This is a genomic window from Planctomycetia bacterium (genome assembly GCA_034440135.1).
In the GTDB taxonomy this organism is placed as follows: Bacteria; Planctomycetota; Planctomycetia; order Pirellulales; family JALHLM01; genus JALHLM01.
The window spans coordinates 1-18902 of sequence record JAWXBP010000086.1; the positions used below are offsets into that span (position 1 = coordinate 1).

Consider the following 18902-nt stretch of genomic DNA (forward strand, 5'->3'; position numbering starts at 1 on the left):
CGTTCAACTTCCTGAGAATGCTCGACCTCGTCCTCTCCCTCAGCACCGCCTAAAGCAACCGCTCCGGCCGCCAGGTCGCAGCAACCATCCGCAACACCATCAACCAGCAACTCTACTCAAACAGCCACACCCAAACAAAACCTCCCGCCACCACGAAAAAAACACCGCCCGATCACAAGCCACCGTCCGGCAATGGAATCAACTCACAGCCTCTACGGGCTAGTGGGAGCTTATTCTCTCACCGTCGTCCGGTCCGACACCCTCACTTCCCTTCCGCCCCGCGTCGAGGCGGCGTCGTTGCGGGCCAACGTCGCCTCGACGGCAATCCGGTCGCAGAGTTCCACGAGGTGCGCCTTCGCCAACGGCGGCACGCGCTCCAGGCGGCTGGTAATGCGATCGACCTTCGGTGGGTTCGAAGCCGCCGTGTACGATAGGCTGCCCATGAAGGCCGTGGTTTCCTTGAAATTGTGATCGGCAACTTTGCCGACGAGCGGTTGGAATGTTTTCGCCAACATCTCCACGCCCGCGTGTTCCAGCCGGACAAACACGTCCAGCGTGCAACGAATCCGCGGCGCCTCGCCGTCGGTATCCAGGTACTCGCTGCGCAGTAGCAGTACGCTTTGTCCGCGCACCGCGCGGTGGAACATCGGGCCTTCGTAGCGCCCCGTGGCGTAGACCAGGTGCGTGCCGGCGCTGGCGTGCAGTAATTCGACGCGGCCCTTGGTCCCTTCGCCATCGTTGGTCAGGAACGTGCCGCCCGGTTCGCGCTCCAGGGCGACGGAACTGATGCCCAGCGTCTCCCACATCCGCACGACCAGGTCCGGATTTTCCACCAGGTGCAGGTAGAGGTCCGGATCGCACTCGATCGTTTGCGGGGCCAGGCGGCGGTAAATGGTGATATCGTCGATCACCGAGTTGATTTTCTCGGTAGCTTTTTTATCGAGCCGGTTCCAGGGGATCGCCTTCACGGCTTCCTGCCGGGCGGACCGACTGGACGTGGCCTGATTAGGATCCTTATTGCCGGCGAACGGCAGTAGCGAGAACTGGGCACGGGCGGCCTGCCCGGCGCAGAGGATTACGCAGGCGACGAACAGCCGTCCTAGCGCGCGCTGCGGCGTTTGAGCCGTGCGCGCAAAGGCAGCCGGGCAGTGGGTTTCCCGCATGTGGCCTCCCGCAATGCATTCCTGACCGACCAGGCAGGAATGCCCCCCTGCGGACGGTCGGCGACTGTAACGGCCGGTCAAAATCTACCGGTCCTAGGGATTCTTCGGCCGGCGGATTAGGGTCGCATGAGGGAAGTCGGGCGAATTCGGGGTGCACCACGGAGGTCATGGAGAGCACGGAGGGGAGAAAGCCGGTTTGAACCGCGGAGGCGCCGAGACGCAGAGGGAGAGGAGGGAGGGGGACGGAGTGAAGCGATGGTGAAAGTGAGAGGCGAGGGACGGAAGAACTGAACACTGAAAACTGAAAACTTCAAACTCGGACTAAAAACTTCAAACTGCCCCGCATGCTTTCCCTCCGTCGCGACCATAGAACAGTAGGAACAGGGAACACACTGGCTTACTCGGAACCTTGCTTCGGATGCCGGACCCGGATGCACAACGCGATGAGGCGCAACTCCGCGCGGCGGTGCTGGAGGGGAATGCTTGGGCGTGGCGGACGTTGTTCGATCGGCATTTCGGCGCGCTGTACGGCTATGTGCTGCACAGGTCGGGGCGCGATCGAATGTGGGCGGAGGACGTGGTCCAGGAAACCTGGCTCAAGGCGGCGCGGGCGATCGGCGAATTCGATCCCACGCGCGGCAGCTTCGAGGGCTGGTTGAAGGGCATCGCCGAAAACCAGTTGCGAAACCAACGGCGGCGCGAAGCGTATCGCCGGACGGCGCCGCTGTCGGATGCGTCCGAGGTGACAGCCAAGGAAATCAGTCACGCCGCGGCCTATGAGTTAGAAGACGGCGTGGCGCTGACGTTTGCGGCGCTGTCGCCGGCGCATCAGGCGGTGTTGCGGGCGAAGTACGAAGAACAATTGCCGACGGCGGAGATCGCCGCGCAATGGGGCGCGACGCCGAAGAGCGTGGAATCGTTGTTGAGCCGCGCCCGGGCCGCCTTTCGCGACGCGTTCCGGCAGCTTTGCGGCGAGACCGAAGATCGTTGAGGAACCTGCCATGCATCGAGAAGACTTAGAAAACGAAGAGCCGCTGGCGGAGGGCGTCGCCGCATCCGCGCACATGTTTGCCATGCCGGCCGACGTGGCGGCGTTCCGCGAACGATTGCTCGCCGAGACCACGCAAGTCGTGGTGAAGCGCACTCAACGCCGGCGCTGGACGCGCGCCGCCGGTTGGGGACTGGCCTACGCCGCAGGTATGGCCACGGCCTGGTTGGGATTCCGAACCTGGGATCAGTCGTCGAATCAAGCGCCACAGGTAGCGGTACAGACTGTTGCGCCGCCGCCGGTCGTGGAAAAAACGAAACCGTCGCCGCCACCCGTGGCGCGCCGCGTGACGCCGGAGTTGTTGCGCTACCGCGTGGCCAGCGCCCCGCGTGACGAACAAATCAAGTTGTTGAAACAAGCCGGCGACTTGTACCTGCGCGAGCGCAACGATCTGCGCTCCGCGGTGCAATGCTACCAACAAGTCTTGGAACTCGCCGACACCCCCGAGCAACTGGCCGTCGTGCCGGAAGATACGTGGTTGCTGGCGGAATTGAAAAACGCCCGGCAGACGCCGTAGGCATGGCGATACGGTTTGACACTCGGATCAACAGAAACCGCCGGTGCCTGGGGCTGGGGCATCGGAACAAGTGCTTTGACCTCTCCGGCTGGGGCATCGTTCGATTGACCAATCAAGTCGCACGAAGCCCCAGCGCGGTGGACGTTGATTCGCTCTTCGTTGTGCCCCTGCCCCAGGCACCCACCGTTATTTCCAATTCACCTTTCATCACGGAACTCGAACGGAGTTAATCTCATGAAGTACAGCAGCGCACTTGGTCTCGCCCTTACGCTATTCGCCGCGCCGAGCGCCGTCGCACAAGTTGGCGGCGATGCAGGCGGCGGCACTTCCTCGGACGGCGGTACGGTTACCGGTGCCGGCGCTGATGCGTCCGGCGGCGGTAGCGGCGGACTCAGTGGCGGCCCAGCAGGCTCGCAAGGCGGCGGCAGTGTCGGCGACTTTCAAGTGCAGGGATCGTCGGGCGTTTATAGCATTTTGCCGGATTCTACGAGAGCGGGCTCGTACGTCGCCGTCGCCGACGACGTCAATGCAATCATCAACGAAGGCACGCCGAATTCGTTGGAAGAAGCGCTGGAACGCGCCATCAAGCGGAACCCAGAGATTGCGCTCGCCGCGGCCAATCGCCGTCAGGCCGAGATGGCCGAGAACCTGACCAAGAACAAAGTGTTCGGCAGCGTCGTCGAGACTTACAAGCAGTGGCAGTTCGAACTGCAGGCGTTGAAGAGCGCCGAAGCCCGGCACCAGGCGGCAACGATCAGCGCCGAGGAACTGCTGACCGCGAAGCAGGCGGTGATGAAAAGCGAAACGTCGCTGCAATTCCTGCTCGGCGGTTACTCTGCGAGTTGGCCGGACACTGGCACCGGCGCAAGGTCGCACATCGATTTCTCAGCGAACTTCACGCCACAACCAGGCGGTGGCGGGCTCTCTGGCGGCGGGGGCCCTATGGGCATCAGCAGCGGCGGCGCGGGCATGATGGCACCGGGCGGCGGCGCTATGGCCGTGGAAGGCGCAGTCGGCGGCACGGACCCAGAGGCAGCCGCTCCGGCCTCGAAATTCGATGAGCAACTCAAGCAACTGAGCGGGCCGGTAGCCTACGACGGAATGCCGGTAAATGATTTCGCGATGATCGTTACCGACCTGGCGACGGTGCCGGTGATCGTGGATCATCACTCGTTCGACGACGCCGGCGGCGAGATGAACTTTCAGATTACGCTGTCGCTCAAGAGCGACGCACTGACGTGGAAAGAAGTGCTCACGGCGGTCGCCGACACGCATGACATCGGCTTTATCATCCGCGACTACGGCATTCTCGTCACCACGAAGCAAAAGGCCGCCGCGCAAGGAATCGGCAACGGATTCTTCGGCAGCGGATTGGGCGGCGCCGGTAGCGGAGGCGGTTTCGGCGGCGGCGGCTTCTAACGCCATCGCCGCGACGCGCTTAGTTGATATCGATTCGTTCCAACGCCTCGTCCCAAGCGGCGCGCCACGCGCGCAGCTTGCGGCGAGGCGTGATCGTTGATGCCGGCAACTCCCGCTGCGTTCCCACGCGGGCGAATAGTGCATCCGCAATTATCGGCGCCGGGGCCGCGGGCGATCCGCCGCTACCAAAATTGTTGCGCACGGCGTTGAGATCCGCGATGTCCACGTCGCCGTCGCCGTCGGCGTCGCCTGGGCCTCCGGGCGTGCCGAACGAGTTGCGGACGTTATTCAAGTCTGCGATCGTGACTTGGTCGTCGCCGTCGGTATCGCCGGGAACGCCGCTCCCGCCGTTAGAGCGGTAATTGCCGAAGCTCAGTGCCGTACTTTGGCCGCCCGCGGCGACCGTAGTCAGGAAATAATTTACGTCGCGACTGAACACCGCCACCGCGTCGTCGTTCTGACCAGTGCCATAGATGTGGCGGCCATCAGGCGAAACGACCACCGCCCGGGCCGCATCGAGACCGTCGACGTTGGCCGTGCCTTCGGCTTGCAATTCGACGAACGTGAGGTCGCCCGTAGCGCGATCGCGCGCGAAGACGACAATGGCATCGGAGAAGGCACTCGCCACGTAGACGTCGGTACCTTCCGGATTCGTCGCGATCGACGCCGCGCCGTCGAGGCCCGGCACTCCGTCGGCCTGCGAGAGCTTGCGTAGGAACGTCAGTAACCCCGTCGTGGGATCACGTCGGAAGATCGCCACGGCGTCGTCCACATCGCCGGTGACGTAGACCTGCAAGCCGTCTGGGCTGACCAAAATGCCGCTCGCGCCGTCGATGCCGTTGACCGTGCTGACGCCGTCGCGAACCGTTTGCAGGAACTTCAGTTCGCCCGTCGTTGCATTCCGCTCGAACACGCTCACGGCGTCGTCGACGTTCGCGGTTACATAGACATGCTTGTTGTCCGGTGAAACCGTCACGTTCCACGCGCCGAACAGCGCGTCCACCGGCTTGCCGTTGTTCTGATCGTTGTCCTTGATGCGTGCGAAGAAAGTCAGTTTTCCGTCCGCGGCGTTGCGGCTGAACACGGCCAAAGCGCTGTCGCCGTTGCCGGTGACGAAGACATGGAGTCCGTCAGGACTGATCGCCACGCCGAGCGGCGCGGCGACGCCGTCGATGCCCTGGGCGTTGTCGAGGTATTTTTGGACGAACGTCAGTGCGCCGTCGAAATCGCTGCGCGAGTAGAGCGTGACGGAGTTGTCCCCCACGCCGACGACGTAGATATGCTTGCCGTCGGGGCTGACGACGAGCCCGACGGCGCCGTCCAGGCCGTCCGCGCCGTCGATGGAGTCCGTCTTCTTTTCCAAGTAGGACAACTCGCCGGTCGCGGCGTTGCGGCGGAAGACCACGAGGGAATCGTCGATCACGCTCGTGGCGTAAACATTCTTGCCGTCGGGGCTGACGGCCACGCCCCAGGCGCCGTCGAGTCCTTCCACGCTGCTCACGCCGTCCCGTTGCTGCTGCACGAAGCGCAGCACTGACGTGGCGGAAATGTCCGGCGCACTCTGCGTCCAGCCGGGCTTGATCACTTCACTGATGCGATGCACGCCCGGCGTGAGGCCGATCAACGTAAACTGGCCGTTGCTGCCAGTGACGGCGCGAATCTCGGCGCCATCGAGTTGCCCGTTGCCATTGGCGTCGACATACACGGTCCAACCTTCGAGCCCCGGCTCGCCGTCGTCGCGGCGATGGTTGCTGTTGACGTCATCGTAAACGAGGCCCGACACGGCCGCGGAAGTGACCAGCGCCACGTCGTTGCCGTCGCCGCCGTGGTAGGTGATGTAAGCCGTGGCGCCGCCGACGTTGATCACCGTCCCTTCCGGCATGCCGGCGAACGTGCCGACAATCGGGTCGCCGCCGTCATTGTCCACCAGAACGTATTGATTCAGCGTGGCGGGCGTCGTGGCGATGATGGCCAACGAGCCGCCAGTGAGATTCACTGTGCCGGTGACCTGCAGACGATCCGCCGTCCCGCCGACGATCTCCAACTCCACGACGCCCCCCGTCGCCACCGTCAGCGCGCCGGTCTTGAGCGTCGCCAGTGTCGGCGATGGGGCCAGCTTGCCGCCGGCTTCGACGGCGACGGCGCCGACCGTGCCATTGCCGGAAATGATGCCTGTCGTGCGCACTGTGACGGCGCTTCCGGCCGCAAGTGCACCTAGGACGTTGAGTTCTCCACCCTCGACGAACGTCGCGCCGGTGTAGGTTTGAATGCCCGAAAGGGTCATGATGCCGACGCCGGTCTTCGAAAAGCCGCCGGGGCCGCTGATTTGACCGCTGTACGTCAGGCCTTGCCCGCCGTTGACGACCAAGCGCGCTGCGCCCAACACGACACCGCCGCCACCGGTGAGTGCGCCGATCGTATCGCCGAAGCCGTTCAATTCCCAAGCGGTGTCGGTTTCAATGGTCAGCCGGCTCGTGTCGGGAATGACGTTCGATTGCCCGAGCCGCATCACGCCGTGGCCGGTGAACAACGTGGGGCCGCCGTAGTCGGAAGTGAACTTGAGCAGCAGCACCGTCGATTGTTGTTCGGCGGAGAATTGCAGCTCGCCATTGTCGTCGTTGATGACCGCGCCGCCGATCGTGAACAGCGTGTCGTCCGCCGTGGCCTCGAAGCGTGCGCCGGCGTCGAAGCTGATGATCGAGTTGAGCTGCGCCCCGTTCATGCCATGGATCAATCCGGCCAGGATCAGCGGCTCGTTGATGATCGCCGTGGTCAGCAAATGAAGCTCCGCGTTCTCGCCGATCATCGTGCCCACGGCGATATCGCCGAAGCGCCCGTCGCCGCGCAGCTCCACGATGCCGTTTTCGAGCGTTGTCGTGCCGGAATAGATGTTGAGCGTGGCGAGCGTGCCATCGAGCACGAGCTTGCCCGTGCCTTGCTTGCGCAATCCGCCCGCGCCGACCACGCGCCCGCCGACCGTGGCGGATGTACCAAGTAATGTGTCAATGGTCCATTCGTAGCCGACCGTATCGGTCTGGCCGGTGAAGATCAGCGCGCCGGAATCGATCCGCGCCGCGACGTTGCCGCCCAGCGTCCAGGGAATTACCACGTTGTTCGTGCCAGCGATGTTGAGCCAGGCGAGCGTATCGAGCGGGCGCACGACGATGCGATTGCCGTTCAACTGAAAGCCGCTGGCGGCAAACGTGACCGATCCATACGTGATGCCGGCCGCCAGGTCGTTTTCGTTCGTCGGGCGGACGTCGCCGGCGAAGATCAAGCGGTCGCCCGGTTGCGGCGGCGTTTGCGAGGCCCAGTTGGCGCCGGTGCTCCAATTCGCGTTACCGCCGCCGCCGTCCCAGACCGGCGCGGCGACGAATTGACCGAAGTCGCGATTCGTTTCCGGCACGCCGCTCCGTGCGACGAGCCGGTAAACCGGCGGCACGCGGTACATGCTCACGGCGTGATCGAACGACGACGCCGTGTAGAGATGGCGCTGATCCGGAGTCAACACCACGCCGCGCACGCCGATCAGTCCGTCGGAACTCTCCTGGCCGTCGACCAGGGCTTGCGCGTATGTCAATTTGCCGGTATACGTGTCGCGCCGGAACACCCCGATCGCGTTGTCGTCGCTGGCCGCGGTGTAGAGATGCGTGCCGTCGCTGCTGATCGCGATCGCGGAGACAAAATCCAAACCATTTACACCCGCCTGGCCGTCGACGTGCATTTCCACCAGCGACAACTCGCCATTCGCGTCGTTCCGATTCAACACGGTGAGCGCGTTGTCAATCACGCTCGTGGCGTACAGGAATTTTCCATCGGCGGACATGGCCAACGTAAACACCCCCCCCAGCCCCACAAGATCGTCCTGACCGTCTTTGTACGTCGTGACGTGGGTGAGCTTGCCGTCGAGCGGATTGCGCGAGAAAACAACAATGGAATGCTCGTTGGAACCGGCGACGTAGACGTTTTCGCCATCGGGGCTGACCACGACGCCGCGCGGACCGTCGAGCCCGTCCAGGTAAATGGGAGTCGGCGGTGGTTGGCCCTCACCTGGCGGGTCCTGCGGAAGCTCGTCGCCGTCCTTCTTGCGTTCCACGAACTCGAACGCGCTATTTGCATCCTCGCGGTGGAACACAGCCAGCGCATCGTCATTCGTGCCGGTTGCATACAGGTCGAGCCCGTCGGGACTCATCGTGACAGACCACACGCCGTCGAGGCCATCGACGCCTTGCAGTCCATCGCGCACCTGGCCGCTGTAAGTGAGCAAACCAGTCGCCGAATTGCGGATAAAGCCAGCCACCGCGTCGTCATTCGAGCTGGCGACCAGCACCATGTTGCCGTCGGGGCTGACAATCACGCTGCGTGCGCTGTCAAGTCCGTCGACGCCGTCGACGCCATCGGCAAGCGTTTGAATCGCGGAAAGATCGCCGGAGATCGGGTCGCGCCGGAAGACGGTCAGGGAATCGTCGCCGGATGACGCTGCGTAAATGAATAGTCCGTCGATGCTCGATGTCACCGACCAGGCGCCTCCCAGTTTGTCAGTGCCGATGGAGCCGTCGGTGCGCGAACCTGCGTAAATCAATCCTTCGCCCAAGGATGCCGGCGCGGAAGGAATCCACGACGATTGAGGCACAAGGGAAACGTTGTAAGGGCCCGGCGTCAGGTTGGCAATCACGTACGAGCCGTCGCTCGCGGACGTGGCGTGTGGTTCGCTAGCGTGGTAGCGGCCGTCGCCGTTGGTGTCGAGGTAGACCGTCCAGCCGACGAGCGGTTGTTCTTCCGGATCGCGCTTGCCGTCGCGATTGCCATCGATGTAGAGCTTGCCGCGCACTTCCGCAGCGCCGGTGGTGACTTGGACGTCGTCGACGAACCAATCATCGAACAGCACGTTTTCGCCAACATTCTTGAAGCGAAACTGAAACTGGCTGTGCAGCCCGTTGGTCGGTACGACGAACGCGGCGAGTTCGAACGTCGTCATGTTCGGGCCGCCACCGAGTTGGCGCTGGGCCTCGATCCAGTTGCCGGCCGCGTCGCGGTATTCCAGGACCAGGTCCGCGCCGGGTCCGGGCGCGTCGCCGCCGCCGGTGCGCTGATGGAAGTAACTGACCGTAGCGCTGTCCGCGCCTTGCAGATTGATCAAGCGCGAAGTGATGAGGTCCGAGCCGCTGGGGTGACGGTCGAAGCGCAGCGAGTAGGGCGCGGTCGGCTCGGCCAGGCCGGCGGTATCGGCGGTCGGCCCTTGGATGATCGACCATTTCGTGCCGTCGAGCGCGGCGTTCGGAAAATCGTCCGCGAAGGCCACCGCCATCACGCGGCGCCGCTCCAGGGACTCCAATTGGCAGCGACGTCGGCGGGTCGAATTGATGCGTTGGCGACGTTTGGCTTCCATGCCGGGAATCCTCTCACTGCCAGGGGGCCAACCGCGCAATCTCAGCGCGGCCGCGAAGAAACGGACTTTGGGGCATGCAGTGGTTATCAAAAAGCGATCCCCTGGGCCAGACCGCTTGGGAAATCTGCTGGCGTTGCTGGCGCAAAATTAGACGCCCAAGCCCAGGTAAGGTCCTCGAAGTCGTAGCTATCACCGACGACTATGGCGGCCTTCCCTGGGCTTATTGCGCCGCACTGGCTTGTCACTTAGCGCCCTTCGCTCGACTTTTTGCTTGACGGCCTCTCGGGCATACCGGATCATCGCCCTAGGGCGGTCTCGCGTGTTGCCCCGGGACTTCTCGTAGGCGATCCCCCCGGAAGGATGAGGCGCAGGCATGAGAGGCAGGTCGCGACACGGTCGCCCCGTTCGCTTGGTCGAGCGTTTGGAGACGCGCTGGTTGTTCAGCATGACCTTGCCGACGACCGGCGCCGCCAACTCCGAGTCGTCCCCCGCCGCACACGCCGGCGGCTGCGGCTGCCCACTTTGCGGCGGGCTCTCCGGCTTCGTGCAGGCCGATTCGACGGTGCTGCCACCCTTGGGAACGGATTCCGCTGGGGATTCCTCAGCGCCCGCTAACTCCAGCCATGGCGGCGGATGTGGTTGCCCGCTCTGTCAGGCGGCGCTGGAGAGTTCCGCATATGGCGCCGACGCGCTCGTGGGCGGCGCATCGACGCAGTTCGTGAAATCCAACCTGAAATGGAGTCAGCCCGGCGGCCTGGGCAATCCGGTCAATATCACGTACAGCTTGAGCAACCTACTCACCAGCGATTTAGGGGGCACGCTCTCCCCCACGGCCGTTTACGACGCGGTAGAAGAGGCCCTCGGGCTGTGGGCCAGGTACGCTCCGCTTCAATTCACAGAGGTGCTCGATTCCGGGCCCGGCGTGGTCGACGCCGGCTATAGCGGTTTCAATCGCCCGAATATTCGTTTCGGACATCACGCCATCGACGGCCGTAACAACGTCCTGGCGCATGCCTATCTGCCTGATGGCTCCGGTCTGGCCGGCGACGTGCATCTCGATTCCGGCGACACTTGGTCGACGCAAGGCTCATTCAATTCGATCGACATCATCGAAGTCCTCACGCATGAGTTGGGCCATTCGCTCGGCCTCAATCACGAGGAAGACAACGACGCAATCATGAATGCGTTCTACGGCTCGCGATATGACGGGCCGGGAACCGGTTTCTTGTTGCCGGACGATATCAACGGCATCCGCGCGATTTATGGCATGGGCATCGGTTTTGTGACGCCGCTGCCGCGCGAGCCCGCGGGCGTCGCGGATGCATTCTCGCTGGATGAAGACGTTTCGCTGGCGGCCGCCGCGTCGGTGCTCGCCAATGATTCCGATCCCAATGGTCTCAATTTGGTCGCCGTGCTCGCGACGGGTCCCGTGCATGGCGCGTTGGCGCTCAACGCGGATGGAACCTTCACGTACGCGCCTGACGACGATTTCTTCGGCGAAGATACGTTCACGTACCGCGCCAGCAACGGGACATTCGAATCATCGGTAATTCAGGTCACGCTCACCGTGCGGCCGATCTTGGATTTACCTGTCGCCCTACCGGATGCCTATACGGTGCGGACGGGCGATGCGCTGCGGACGGGGATTCCCGCCGAAAGCGTCGTGGAAACCGGCTCGTCCTGGCGGTTCTTGGACGATGGCACGAATCAAGACCTGGCCTGGCGCGATCCGGACTTCGACGACAGTTCCTGGAGCGCCGGTAACGCCCAATTGGGCTACGGCGACGGCGACGAGCAATCGTTGGTCGGTTTCGGCGGGAACTCGGCGCAAAAATTCATCACGACGTATTTCCGCCACGAGTTCGAACTCAAGGACGTGGCCCGCGTCGACGAACTGCGACTCGCGCTGTTGCGTGACGACGGCGCGGCGGTCTACTTGAATGGCACGCTGTTGCTGCGATCGAATATGCCGGTCGCCTACGACTATCTGACTCCGGCCACCACCAGCATTTCGGGCTCTGCGGAAACCCGGTTTGTCAATTCCACGATCAACGCCGCGAATCTGAACGCGGGCACGCTGCGCGAAGGTCGGAATGTGCTCGCCGTCGAGATGCATCAGGCGAACGGCACGAGCGAGGATCTGAGCTTCGATCTCTCCCTTTCCGTCACGCGCGACGTGACGCCGAATCCGAATGCCAACGATCGAGACTCGGACCGTACTGGGCTCGACATTAACGTGCTCGTCGAACCGGCACATGGCACGTTGACGCTCGACGACTATGGCGCCATCGAATACGTGCCGCTGCCGGGATTCGTCGGCGAGGATACGTTCATCTATCGCGCCACGTCGCGCACCGCGGCGACGTTCGTGGCGCCAGGCTCAAGTTGGAGCTACCTCGACACGGGTACGGACTTGGGCACGACCTGGTTCGAGCCGACGTTTGTCGAAGAGGGTTGGAAACTCGGTCGCGCCCAATTGGGTTATGGCGACGACGACGAAGGGACGACCGTCGAATCCGGCGAAGCGGAAGCGCGCATCGCCACGACGTATTTCCGCAAGACGTTCACCTTGGAAGATTCCGCCAGTGTCTTGAGCCTGGCGGCGGAAGTGCTACGCGACGACGCGGCGGCCATCTACTTGAACGGTGTGGAGATTTATCGCGACGACAACCTGCAGAACGACGCCGCCCACGATGACTACGCCGCGGCCCAAGTCGACGATGAAAACGCGTTCGTCGTGTTCACGATCCCGGTGGAGTTGCTGGAGTCCGGCGAAAACGTATTGGCAGTGGAGATTCATCAGGCGTCCGCCACGGACGACGACTTGAGTTTCGATTTGCTGCTCGCTGGACATTTGGCATCGCAGTCGACTACGGTGACGATCGATGTGACGCCGACCCTCTCCGGCGACGTGAACTTTGACGGCAGCGTGGATGTCAGCGATCTCAACCTCGTGCGCAACAACTTCGGCGGCGACGCGACTATCTTGCTGGGCGACTCGAACGGTGATGGGTCGATTGGCATCGCCGATCTCAACGCGGTGCGCAACAACTTTGGCGCATCCGCGCCGGCGCCGATGGCGGCGCGTTTGGCGTCATCGTCGGTGACACCGGGAACGATGGCCCGCGGCAGTGCGGTTTGGGATTTGGCGCTCGTCGAGTGGCTCGACGCCGCCGATCTGCCGTTGGCTCAGAGCACGCTTGTGGCGAAGAAGAAGCTCTTGGCGGTGCGGCTTTAAGTATCTCCGCATCAAACTCTATGCGGGTGTACTTAGCGGCGAAGAGTAGACGCAGCCGCTAAGCTGGCGTTCATCTCCCTACCTCATCCTCTCCCCTAAGCTCGCGCTTCGGGTTAGGATGGCGGGCATGTCGATGCCACGGCCTGAGAAACTCGAACTTGTCGGTCCGCAGTTGTTGCGGATTACCTGGAACGACGGGCACGCGCGCACTTATAGCGTGCGTGAATTACGCGACGCCTGCCCGTGCGCCACGTGCCGCGAAAAGCGGCTGCAAGCGCCGGCGGCGGCGCCCCTGTTTCCGGTGCTCACGGCCGCCGAGACGCAGCCCTTGCGATTGCTCGGCATGGACCCGGTCGGCGACTATGCGTACTCGCTGCAATTCAGCGATGGCCACGATACGGGCATCTTCACGCTCGAGCATCTGCGCGAACTTGGCGTGGAAGTCTCCGCCTGATCGCGGCCGTATGTTCCGCGTGACCGGCTCACAGGGCGGGTGGCAACGATTGTGCCGCGCGTGCGTTGCGCCGAACCGAAGAGAAATGCCAAGTCCTGCGCTGGCATATGCTATGGTTTCCCACGTGCTTCGCGCGACTGCCTTGCCCCCAGTTTAGTTACGTGCTGGCGTGCCTCGGTCAATGGCGGACGATCGGGTCCACGCCGTGCCTTCTAAGCCAGTCTCGCAAAGTGCTCGCACCATCCTTGATGAACATCTATTTGCCGAGTCGGTCCGAGGCGTCGCGCGGCGACGATCGGGTTGTGTCGCAGGGAGTCCGCCACGATGCCCCATCAAATCACGCCGGCACACTTGTTGATCGCGCTCGGTTGCGCGGCCAGCGTCGTGTTACTGCAGTTCGCTTTGAACCTGGCGCAACAGCAATTCGCTCGGCGGCGAGGTAAAGTCCGCGACGCGGAGCAGGCTTTGGACGTGATCATGCGGCGGCTGAAGTTGCCATCGGAGGACGACGCTTCGCTGCAGTCGGCCCTGCGCGGCGCGCAAGTGGAAAACGGTCGCATGGTGGCCGATTACAACCGCGTGTTGCGCCGCGTCGAGTCGGAGATTCACTCGCGCGAGCAAGCGATCGTCGCCCTCCGCGAAGCAGAGCGGAAATACCGGCGAATCTTCGAGAACGCCGTAGAAGGCATCTTTCAGACGACGCCCGACGGCCGCTATCTGGCGGCGAATCCAGCCTTGGCGCGACTCTATGGCTATGACTCGTCGGAGCAGTTGATTCAGGAGATGAACGATATCGGCCGGCGGTTGTACGTCGATCCCGAATGCCGGCGGCGATTCATCGCGCAGATCGCGGAACATGGCATCGTCCGCGGCTTCGAGGCGCAGGTCTACGCGCGCGACGGCGGCGTGGTGTGGATTTCCGAAAACGCGCGGGCCGTCTACGACGAGTGTGGAAAACTATCGCACTATGAGGGCATGGTCGAGGACATTACGCAACGCAAGGAAGTCGAAGACCTGCAGCGCCGCGCCACGCATGCCTTGGCGGCCAGCGAAGCGAAAAGCGAATTCCTGGCCAAGATGAGCCACGAGATTCGCACACCGCTCAACGGCGTGATCGGCATGCTGGAATTGCTGGCGGCGACGAACCTTGATACGCGCCAGACCCGCTATGCTCGCGTGGGGCGATCGTCCGCCGAAGCGCTGTTGAGCGTGGTGAACGACATCCTCGATTTCTCCAAGATTGAAGCCGGCAAGATCGAACTGGCGCATTTGGACTTCAATCTCGTTAGCTTAATCGAGGACGTGGCGGAGATGTTTGCCGATCGCGCCGGCGCGAAAGGCTTGGAACTCGTCTGTTCCGTAGCACCGGACGTGCCGAGCGCCGTGCGAGGCGATCCCGACCGGCTGCGACAAGTGCTGGTCAACCTGATGAACAACGCCATCAAGTTCACGCAGCAAGGCGAAATCGTTTTGCAGGCCAACCTGGGCACATTGCGCGATGGCCGCGAAGCGGTCCGCTTCGCGGTCCGCGATACCGGCATCGGCATCCCGCCCGATCGTATGCACCGGCTGTTCAATGCCTTCACGCAGGTTGATGCCTCGACGACTCGGACTTATGGCGGCACTGGTCTGGGATTGGCGATCTGCCGAGATCTGATGGCGCTCATGCGAGGCGAAGTCGGCGTCGAGAGTCGCGTTGGCGAAGGGTCGACGTTCTGGTGCCTGGCGCCTTTCGAAGCGTCTCCCGCGCATGCGGAGCGCCGCACGATGCCGGTAGAACTTGCCGAGTTGCGCATCTTGGCTGTCGACGACAATCCGACCAATCTGGAAGTGCTGCGCGAGCAGTGCCAGGCGTGGGGCTTGGACGTCGAGTGCATTCAGTACCCGTTCGAGGCCCTGGGACGGCTCGATGTCGCCGACCGCTCCAATCGCCCGTACGGGATGATCGTCCTCGATCACAACATGCCAGGCATGGACGGCTGTACGCTCGCCCGAGAGATTCGCCGCCGCGAAAGTTACCGGCAGACCCCGCTACTGATGCTCAGTTCGTCCGCGGTCCCGGAGGAAATGCATGAGGACGACGACGCGCCGATTTCGTTATGCCTGACGAAGCCGGTGCGGCAATCGCGGCTGTTCGACGCGTTCGTGATGCTGGCCGCCGGGGGGCGCGCCGAGACGCCGCAACCCGCGGCGCCGGCATTTTTTGTTCCGCGTCTGGTGACCAAGGCCGGACAGCCGCCACGCGTGCTGGTGGTCGAAGACAACGAAATCAATCAGATGGTGGTCCGCGAAATTCTCAATCGCTCCGGCTGTCGATGCGATGTCGCGGCCGATGGCGAAGCCGCGTTCAATCGACTCTTGGCGGGTGGCTACGACGTCGTCTTGATGGACTGCCAGATCCCAATCCGCGACGGGTTTGACACGACCCGTGCGTGGCGCGCGCACGAGCAGGAACACGGAATCTCACGACAACCGATCATCGCGCTGACTGCGAATGCGGTGGAAGGAGATCGACAACGTTGCCTGGACGCGGGCATGGATGACTACTTGACCAAGCCAGTCGATCCGCTGGCGCTTTCACGTGCCATCGAAATTGCCTTGGAGACAGCGCCGATGGACCCGGCGCCACGCGTGGAATGCGTGCCAACCCCGTCAGCGCAATCGCCGGTCGATCCCATCGGATTGAACCCGATCGACTGGCAGGCCTTGATCGCACGCTGCTTGGGGAACGAGGTACTCGCGCGGGCGACGATCGAACGGTTTATCGCGCGCGCTCCTGAAGTCGTGAATCAAGCCCGGGAAGCGGTGGCGATGAACGACCGCAATCAACTCCGGCCGCTGTTGCATCACTTGAAAGGGATGGCGAGCAACGTCTCGGCCACGGAAATCGCGCGGGCGGCGGCGCTCTTGGAATCCGGCGCATTGACGGACACGCGAGAAGACCTCGCGGCCGGCATCGACGCCGTCGCAGTTCAACTGGAACGCGTCGGCCATTCCGCCGAGCGTTCGGTGAACGAATTGACGCCGTTTCAAGCGAGCCGTTAGTTTGGACTGTGGTGTACGTTTCACCCGGACGAAACCACGCTGGCCGCGTTTCTCGGCCAATGTCGTCGCCTCGACGAGCACGGCGTCCGTTACAGCGTGGGTTGCGTCGGCTTACGGGAACATCGCGCTGCGATCGAGCAGCTTCGCGCCGCTTTGCCTAGACACATTTATCTTTGGATCAACGCCTACAAATCGCAGGGGGACAACTATGACGAGGCGCTGGTCGACGCCTTCCGGCAAATCGACCCGCTATTCCCGATCAACAACACGCGGCACGCGAGCCGGGGGCGCACCTGCCGCACGGGGCGCGACGTGTTTACTGTCGATGGCGACGGCTGGATTCGCCGCTGCCACTTCGTCGATCGGGTCCTTGACAATCTGTACGCCGCCAATTTCGAACAGCACCTCGTCCCAGCGCCTTGCCCAAACGAGACGTGCGGGTGCCACATCGGGCATGTGCATCTCGAGCACTTAAAGCTGTACCAGTCCTTCGGCGACGGCGTGTTGGAACGCGTGCCGGCAGGTTACACCACCGCGGACGTTTGACGGCAGACGGCGAACCAATATTTTCCCAGTGATTTCATCATCGCCACCAGCGATTCGAAGGTCACCGGTTTGGCGATGAAGTGGTTCGCGCCGAGCGCGTAGCACGCCGCCCGGGTTTCGTCGGAACAGTTGCCGGTCAGCACGACGACCGGAATCCGCGCCAGTTCTGAGTGCTGCTTGATCTCAGCGAGCGCCGCCAGGCCGTCCATTCCGGGCATTTTCAGGTCCAGGAGGATGAGTCCCGGACGGGGCGCCTGGAAGAAATCGGTGTAGGCCCCGCGGTGGAGGAGAAAATCGAGGAGCTCCTCGCCATGGGAGACACAGAAGATGTCGTTTTGGAGCCTGGCGTCGGCCAGTGCGGCCTGCGTCAAGTCTCGATCCCCTTGGTCGTCGTCGGCAATGAGGATGGAGATCGGTCGCCCGAACTCGTTCATCACCTGCATGCCAGTGTTGCGTCGCGCCACGAGTCTGCCCCCGCTCAAAAGTGTGCCGCTCTGCCTCAACGGTCATCCATGACTCTGCTTTCATTCTGGTCGGATGCCGCGAAGTGTCAAGCAATCGGCCCACTATGTTTCGGCGATTACTCGTTTCTTAACCCCCAACGGGTGGATAGTTTACGGCAACAGTGTGGAGGTGACGGCCGCACCAACGGCCGCCGCGGCGCGCGAGGCCCAGGGAAGGCCCTCGGAGATTTCTCCATTGGCAAAGCCGATGGTGGCCTTCCCTGGGCTTGGACACGTCCTGATTTCGATGGCGTCGTGGCTCACACGTTCGCCAGACTTCCGTTGGAAACGGGCTTGGCCACGTGGTATCCTACCCGTCTTCCCGAATCGTAACCGACTCACTTGCCGACCGGAGCCACGAGATTCCATGCGTCTTTTTTCCACCCTGCTGATTCTGTTCGGCGTCGCGCTCTCGATGTGCGGCGCACAACCGTTACAGGCCGCCCCGCCGCAGGTCGTCTGTGCGCGGGCGTTTCCCAATCTGGACTTTGTCCGCCCGATCGTGTTGACCCACGCCGGCGACGGCACCAACCGCGTGTTCGTGGCTTCGCAATTGGGCAAGGTCTACGTGTTCGAGAACGACCAGCAGGCCAAGGCGCCGAAGGTTTATCTCGATATCGAATCGCGCGTGGTCTACAAGAACAACGAGAACGAGGAAGGCCTCCTCGGCATGGCGTTTCATCCGAAGTACAAGGAGAACGGCCAGGTCATCGTCTATTACACCACGACCGATGCGCCGCACACCTCGGTGATCTCCCGGTTCACGGTTTCCAAGGACGACCCGAACCAGGCGGACGCCGCGTCGGAGGAAGAAATCCTCCGCATCGAGCAGCCTTACTGGAATCACAACGGCGGCACGATCGTCTTCGGTCCGGACGGCTATCTCTACATCGGCATGGGCGACGGCGGCGCCGGCGGCGATCCGCACGGCAACGGCCAGAGCCTGGCGACGGTACTTGGCAAAGTGCTGCGGATCGACGTCGATCACAAGGACGAAGGGCTCAACTACGCGATTCCGAAGGACAATCCCTTTGTCAACAAGCCCGACGCCCGTGGTGAGATTTGGGCCTACGGCATCCGCAACATCTGGCGGATGGCGTTCGATCCCGAAACCAACGCCCTTTGGGCGGCCGACGTGGGCCAGGACATCTGGGAAGAAATCGACATCATCGTCGGCGGCGGCAACTACGGATGGAGCGTGCGCGAAGGCCAGCATCCGTTCGGCAAGAAGGGCGTCGAAGCCCGGCCGGACTTGATCGACCCGATCTACGAGTACCACCACGATCACGGCAAATCGATCACCGGCGGCAACGTCTATCGCGGCAAACTGGTTCCGGACCTGGTCGGCAAATACCTGTTTGCGGATTACGTCACCGGCAAGGTCTACGCGTTGGACTACGATCTGGCGGCCAACAAGTTGAACGGCAACCACGAAATCCCCGGCAATGTCTCTCCGGTGATGTCGTTCGGCGAAGACGAGCAAGGCGAAACGTACTACATGACCGTCCTGCCGGACAACCGCGGCGAGTTGTACTGGTTCGAGCAGGCGACGACGAAGTAGTTCGACTGCGTTGTAAACT

11 protein-coding genes are annotated in these 18902 nt (G+C 62.9%); 8 read left to right on the forward strand and 3 right to left on the reverse strand.

The genetic code is table 11. From position 1 onward, the window contains the following. Nucleotides 1-230: 230 nt before the first annotated feature. Nucleotides 231-1163 (reverse strand): hypothetical protein, encoded by a 933-nt coding sequence (locus SGJ19_04915; GenBank protein MDZ4779574.1) that lies wholly within the window; start codon nt 1161-1163, stop codon nt 231-233. 418 nt (nt 1164-1581) lie between these two features. Between SGJ19_04915 and SGJ19_04920 the strand changes: the two genes are divergently transcribed. The 3 genes from SGJ19_04920 (at nt 1582) to SGJ19_04930 (ending at nt 4147) form a co-directional block, all read left to right on the forward strand. Beyond that, on the forward strand, nt 1582-2154 hold the full coding sequence (locus SGJ19_04920) for a sigma-70 family RNA polymerase sigma factor (protein MDZ4779575.1): 573 nt from the start codon (nt 1582-1584) through the stop codon (nt 2152-2154). A 10-nt stretch (nt 2155-2164) separates the two neighbouring features. Next, a complete protein-coding gene (locus tag SGJ19_04925; protein ID MDZ4779576.1) occupies nt 2165-2728 on the forward strand; it encodes a hypothetical protein in 564 nt (187 codons plus the stop codon). Nucleotides 2729-2962: 234 nt separating this feature from the next. Beyond that, entirely contained in the window at nt 2963-4147 is a 1185-nt protein-coding gene (locus SGJ19_04930; protein ID MDZ4779577.1) for a hypothetical protein, read from the forward strand. 19 nt (nt 4148-4166) lie between these two features. Here SGJ19_04930 and SGJ19_04935 read toward each other — a convergent pair whose 3' ends face one another. After that, nucleotides 4167-9536 (reverse strand): beta-propeller fold lactonase family protein, encoded by a 5370-nt coding sequence (locus tag SGJ19_04935; protein ID MDZ4779578.1) that lies wholly within the window; start codon nt 9534-9536, stop codon nt 4167-4169. Nucleotides 9537-9909: 373 nt separating this feature from the next. Here SGJ19_04935 and SGJ19_04940 point away from each other — a divergent pair, with 373 nt between their 5' ends. The 4 genes from SGJ19_04940 (at nt 9910) to SGJ19_04955 (ending at nt 16819) form a co-directional block, all read left to right on the forward strand. Continuing rightward, on the forward strand, nt 9910-12774 hold the full coding sequence (locus SGJ19_04940; GenBank protein ID MDZ4779579.1) for a matrixin family metalloprotease: 2865 nt from the start codon (nt 9910-9912) through the stop codon (nt 12772-12774). Nucleotides 12775-12901: 127 nt separating this feature from the next. Then, nucleotides 12902-13228, forward strand: coding sequence for a DUF971 domain-containing protein (locus tag SGJ19_04945; GenBank protein MDZ4779580.1), 327 nt, complete (start codon nt 12902-12904; stop codon nt 13226-13228). 324 nt (nt 13229-13552) lie between these two features. After that, nucleotides 13553-16273 carry a response regulator gene (locus tag SGJ19_04950; GenBank protein ID MDZ4779581.1) on the forward strand — a complete coding sequence of 907 codons (2721 nt, stop codon included), beginning with the start codon at nt 13553-13555 and terminating at the stop codon, nt 16271-16273. A gap of 6 nt (nt 16274-16279) precedes the next feature. Then, a complete protein-coding gene (locus SGJ19_04955; protein ID MDZ4779582.1) occupies nt 16280-16819 on the forward strand; it encodes an STM4011 family radical SAM protein in 540 nt (179 codons plus the stop codon). On the opposite strand, the gene SGJ19_04960 is transcribed toward SGJ19_04955, so the two are convergent. Further along, nucleotides 16798-17283, reverse strand: a complete 486-nt coding sequence (locus tag SGJ19_04960; GenBank protein ID MDZ4779583.1) for a response regulator — start codon at nt 17281-17283, stop codon at nt 16798-16800. The two genes, SGJ19_04955 and SGJ19_04960, sit on opposite strands and share 22 nt — an antisense overlap. 406 nt (nt 17284-17689) lie before the next feature. Here SGJ19_04960 and SGJ19_04965 point away from each other — a divergent pair, with 406 nt between their 5' ends. Then, on the forward strand, nt 17690-18883 hold the full coding sequence (locus SGJ19_04965; GenBank protein ID MDZ4779584.1) for a PQQ-dependent sugar dehydrogenase: 1194 nt from the start codon (nt 17690-17692) through the stop codon (nt 18881-18883). Nucleotides 18884-18902 lie beyond the last annotated feature (19 nt).

Excerpts from the sequence above, each read along its gene's own strand:
- SGJ19_04915 (MDZ4779574.1), bottom strand. The coding sequence starts at position 1,163 with ATGCGGGAAACCCACTGCCCGGCTGCCTTTGCGCGCACGGCTCAAACG.
- SGJ19_04965 (MDZ4779584.1), top strand. The coding sequence starts at position 17,690 with ATGCGTCTTTTTTCCACCCTGCTGATTCTGTTCGGCGTCGCGCTCTCG.
- SGJ19_04945 (MDZ4779580.1), top strand. The coding sequence starts at position 12,902 with ATGTCGATGCCACGGCCTGAGAAACTCGAACTTGTCGGTCCGCAGTTG.
- SGJ19_04950 (MDZ4779581.1), top strand. The coding sequence starts at position 13,553 with ATGCCCCATCAAATCACGCCGGCACACTTGTTGATCGCGCTCGGTTGC.
- SGJ19_04920 (MDZ4779575.1), top strand. The coding sequence starts at position 1,582 with ATGCCGGACCCGGATGCACAACGCGATGAGGCGCAACTCCGCGCGGCG.
- SGJ19_04930 (MDZ4779577.1), top strand. The coding sequence starts at position 2,963 with ATGAAGTACAGCAGCGCACTTGGTCTCGCCCTTACGCTATTCGCCGCG.
- SGJ19_04925 (MDZ4779576.1), top strand. The coding sequence starts at position 2,165 with ATGCATCGAGAAGACTTAGAAAACGAAGAGCCGCTGGCGGAGGGCGTC.
- SGJ19_04940 (MDZ4779579.1), top strand. The coding sequence starts at position 9,910 with ATGAGAGGCAGGTCGCGACACGGTCGCCCCGTTCGCTTGGTCGAGCGT.
- SGJ19_04935 (MDZ4779578.1), bottom strand. The coding sequence starts at position 9,536 with ATGGAAGCCAAACGTCGCCAACGCATCAATTCGACCCGCCGACGTCGC.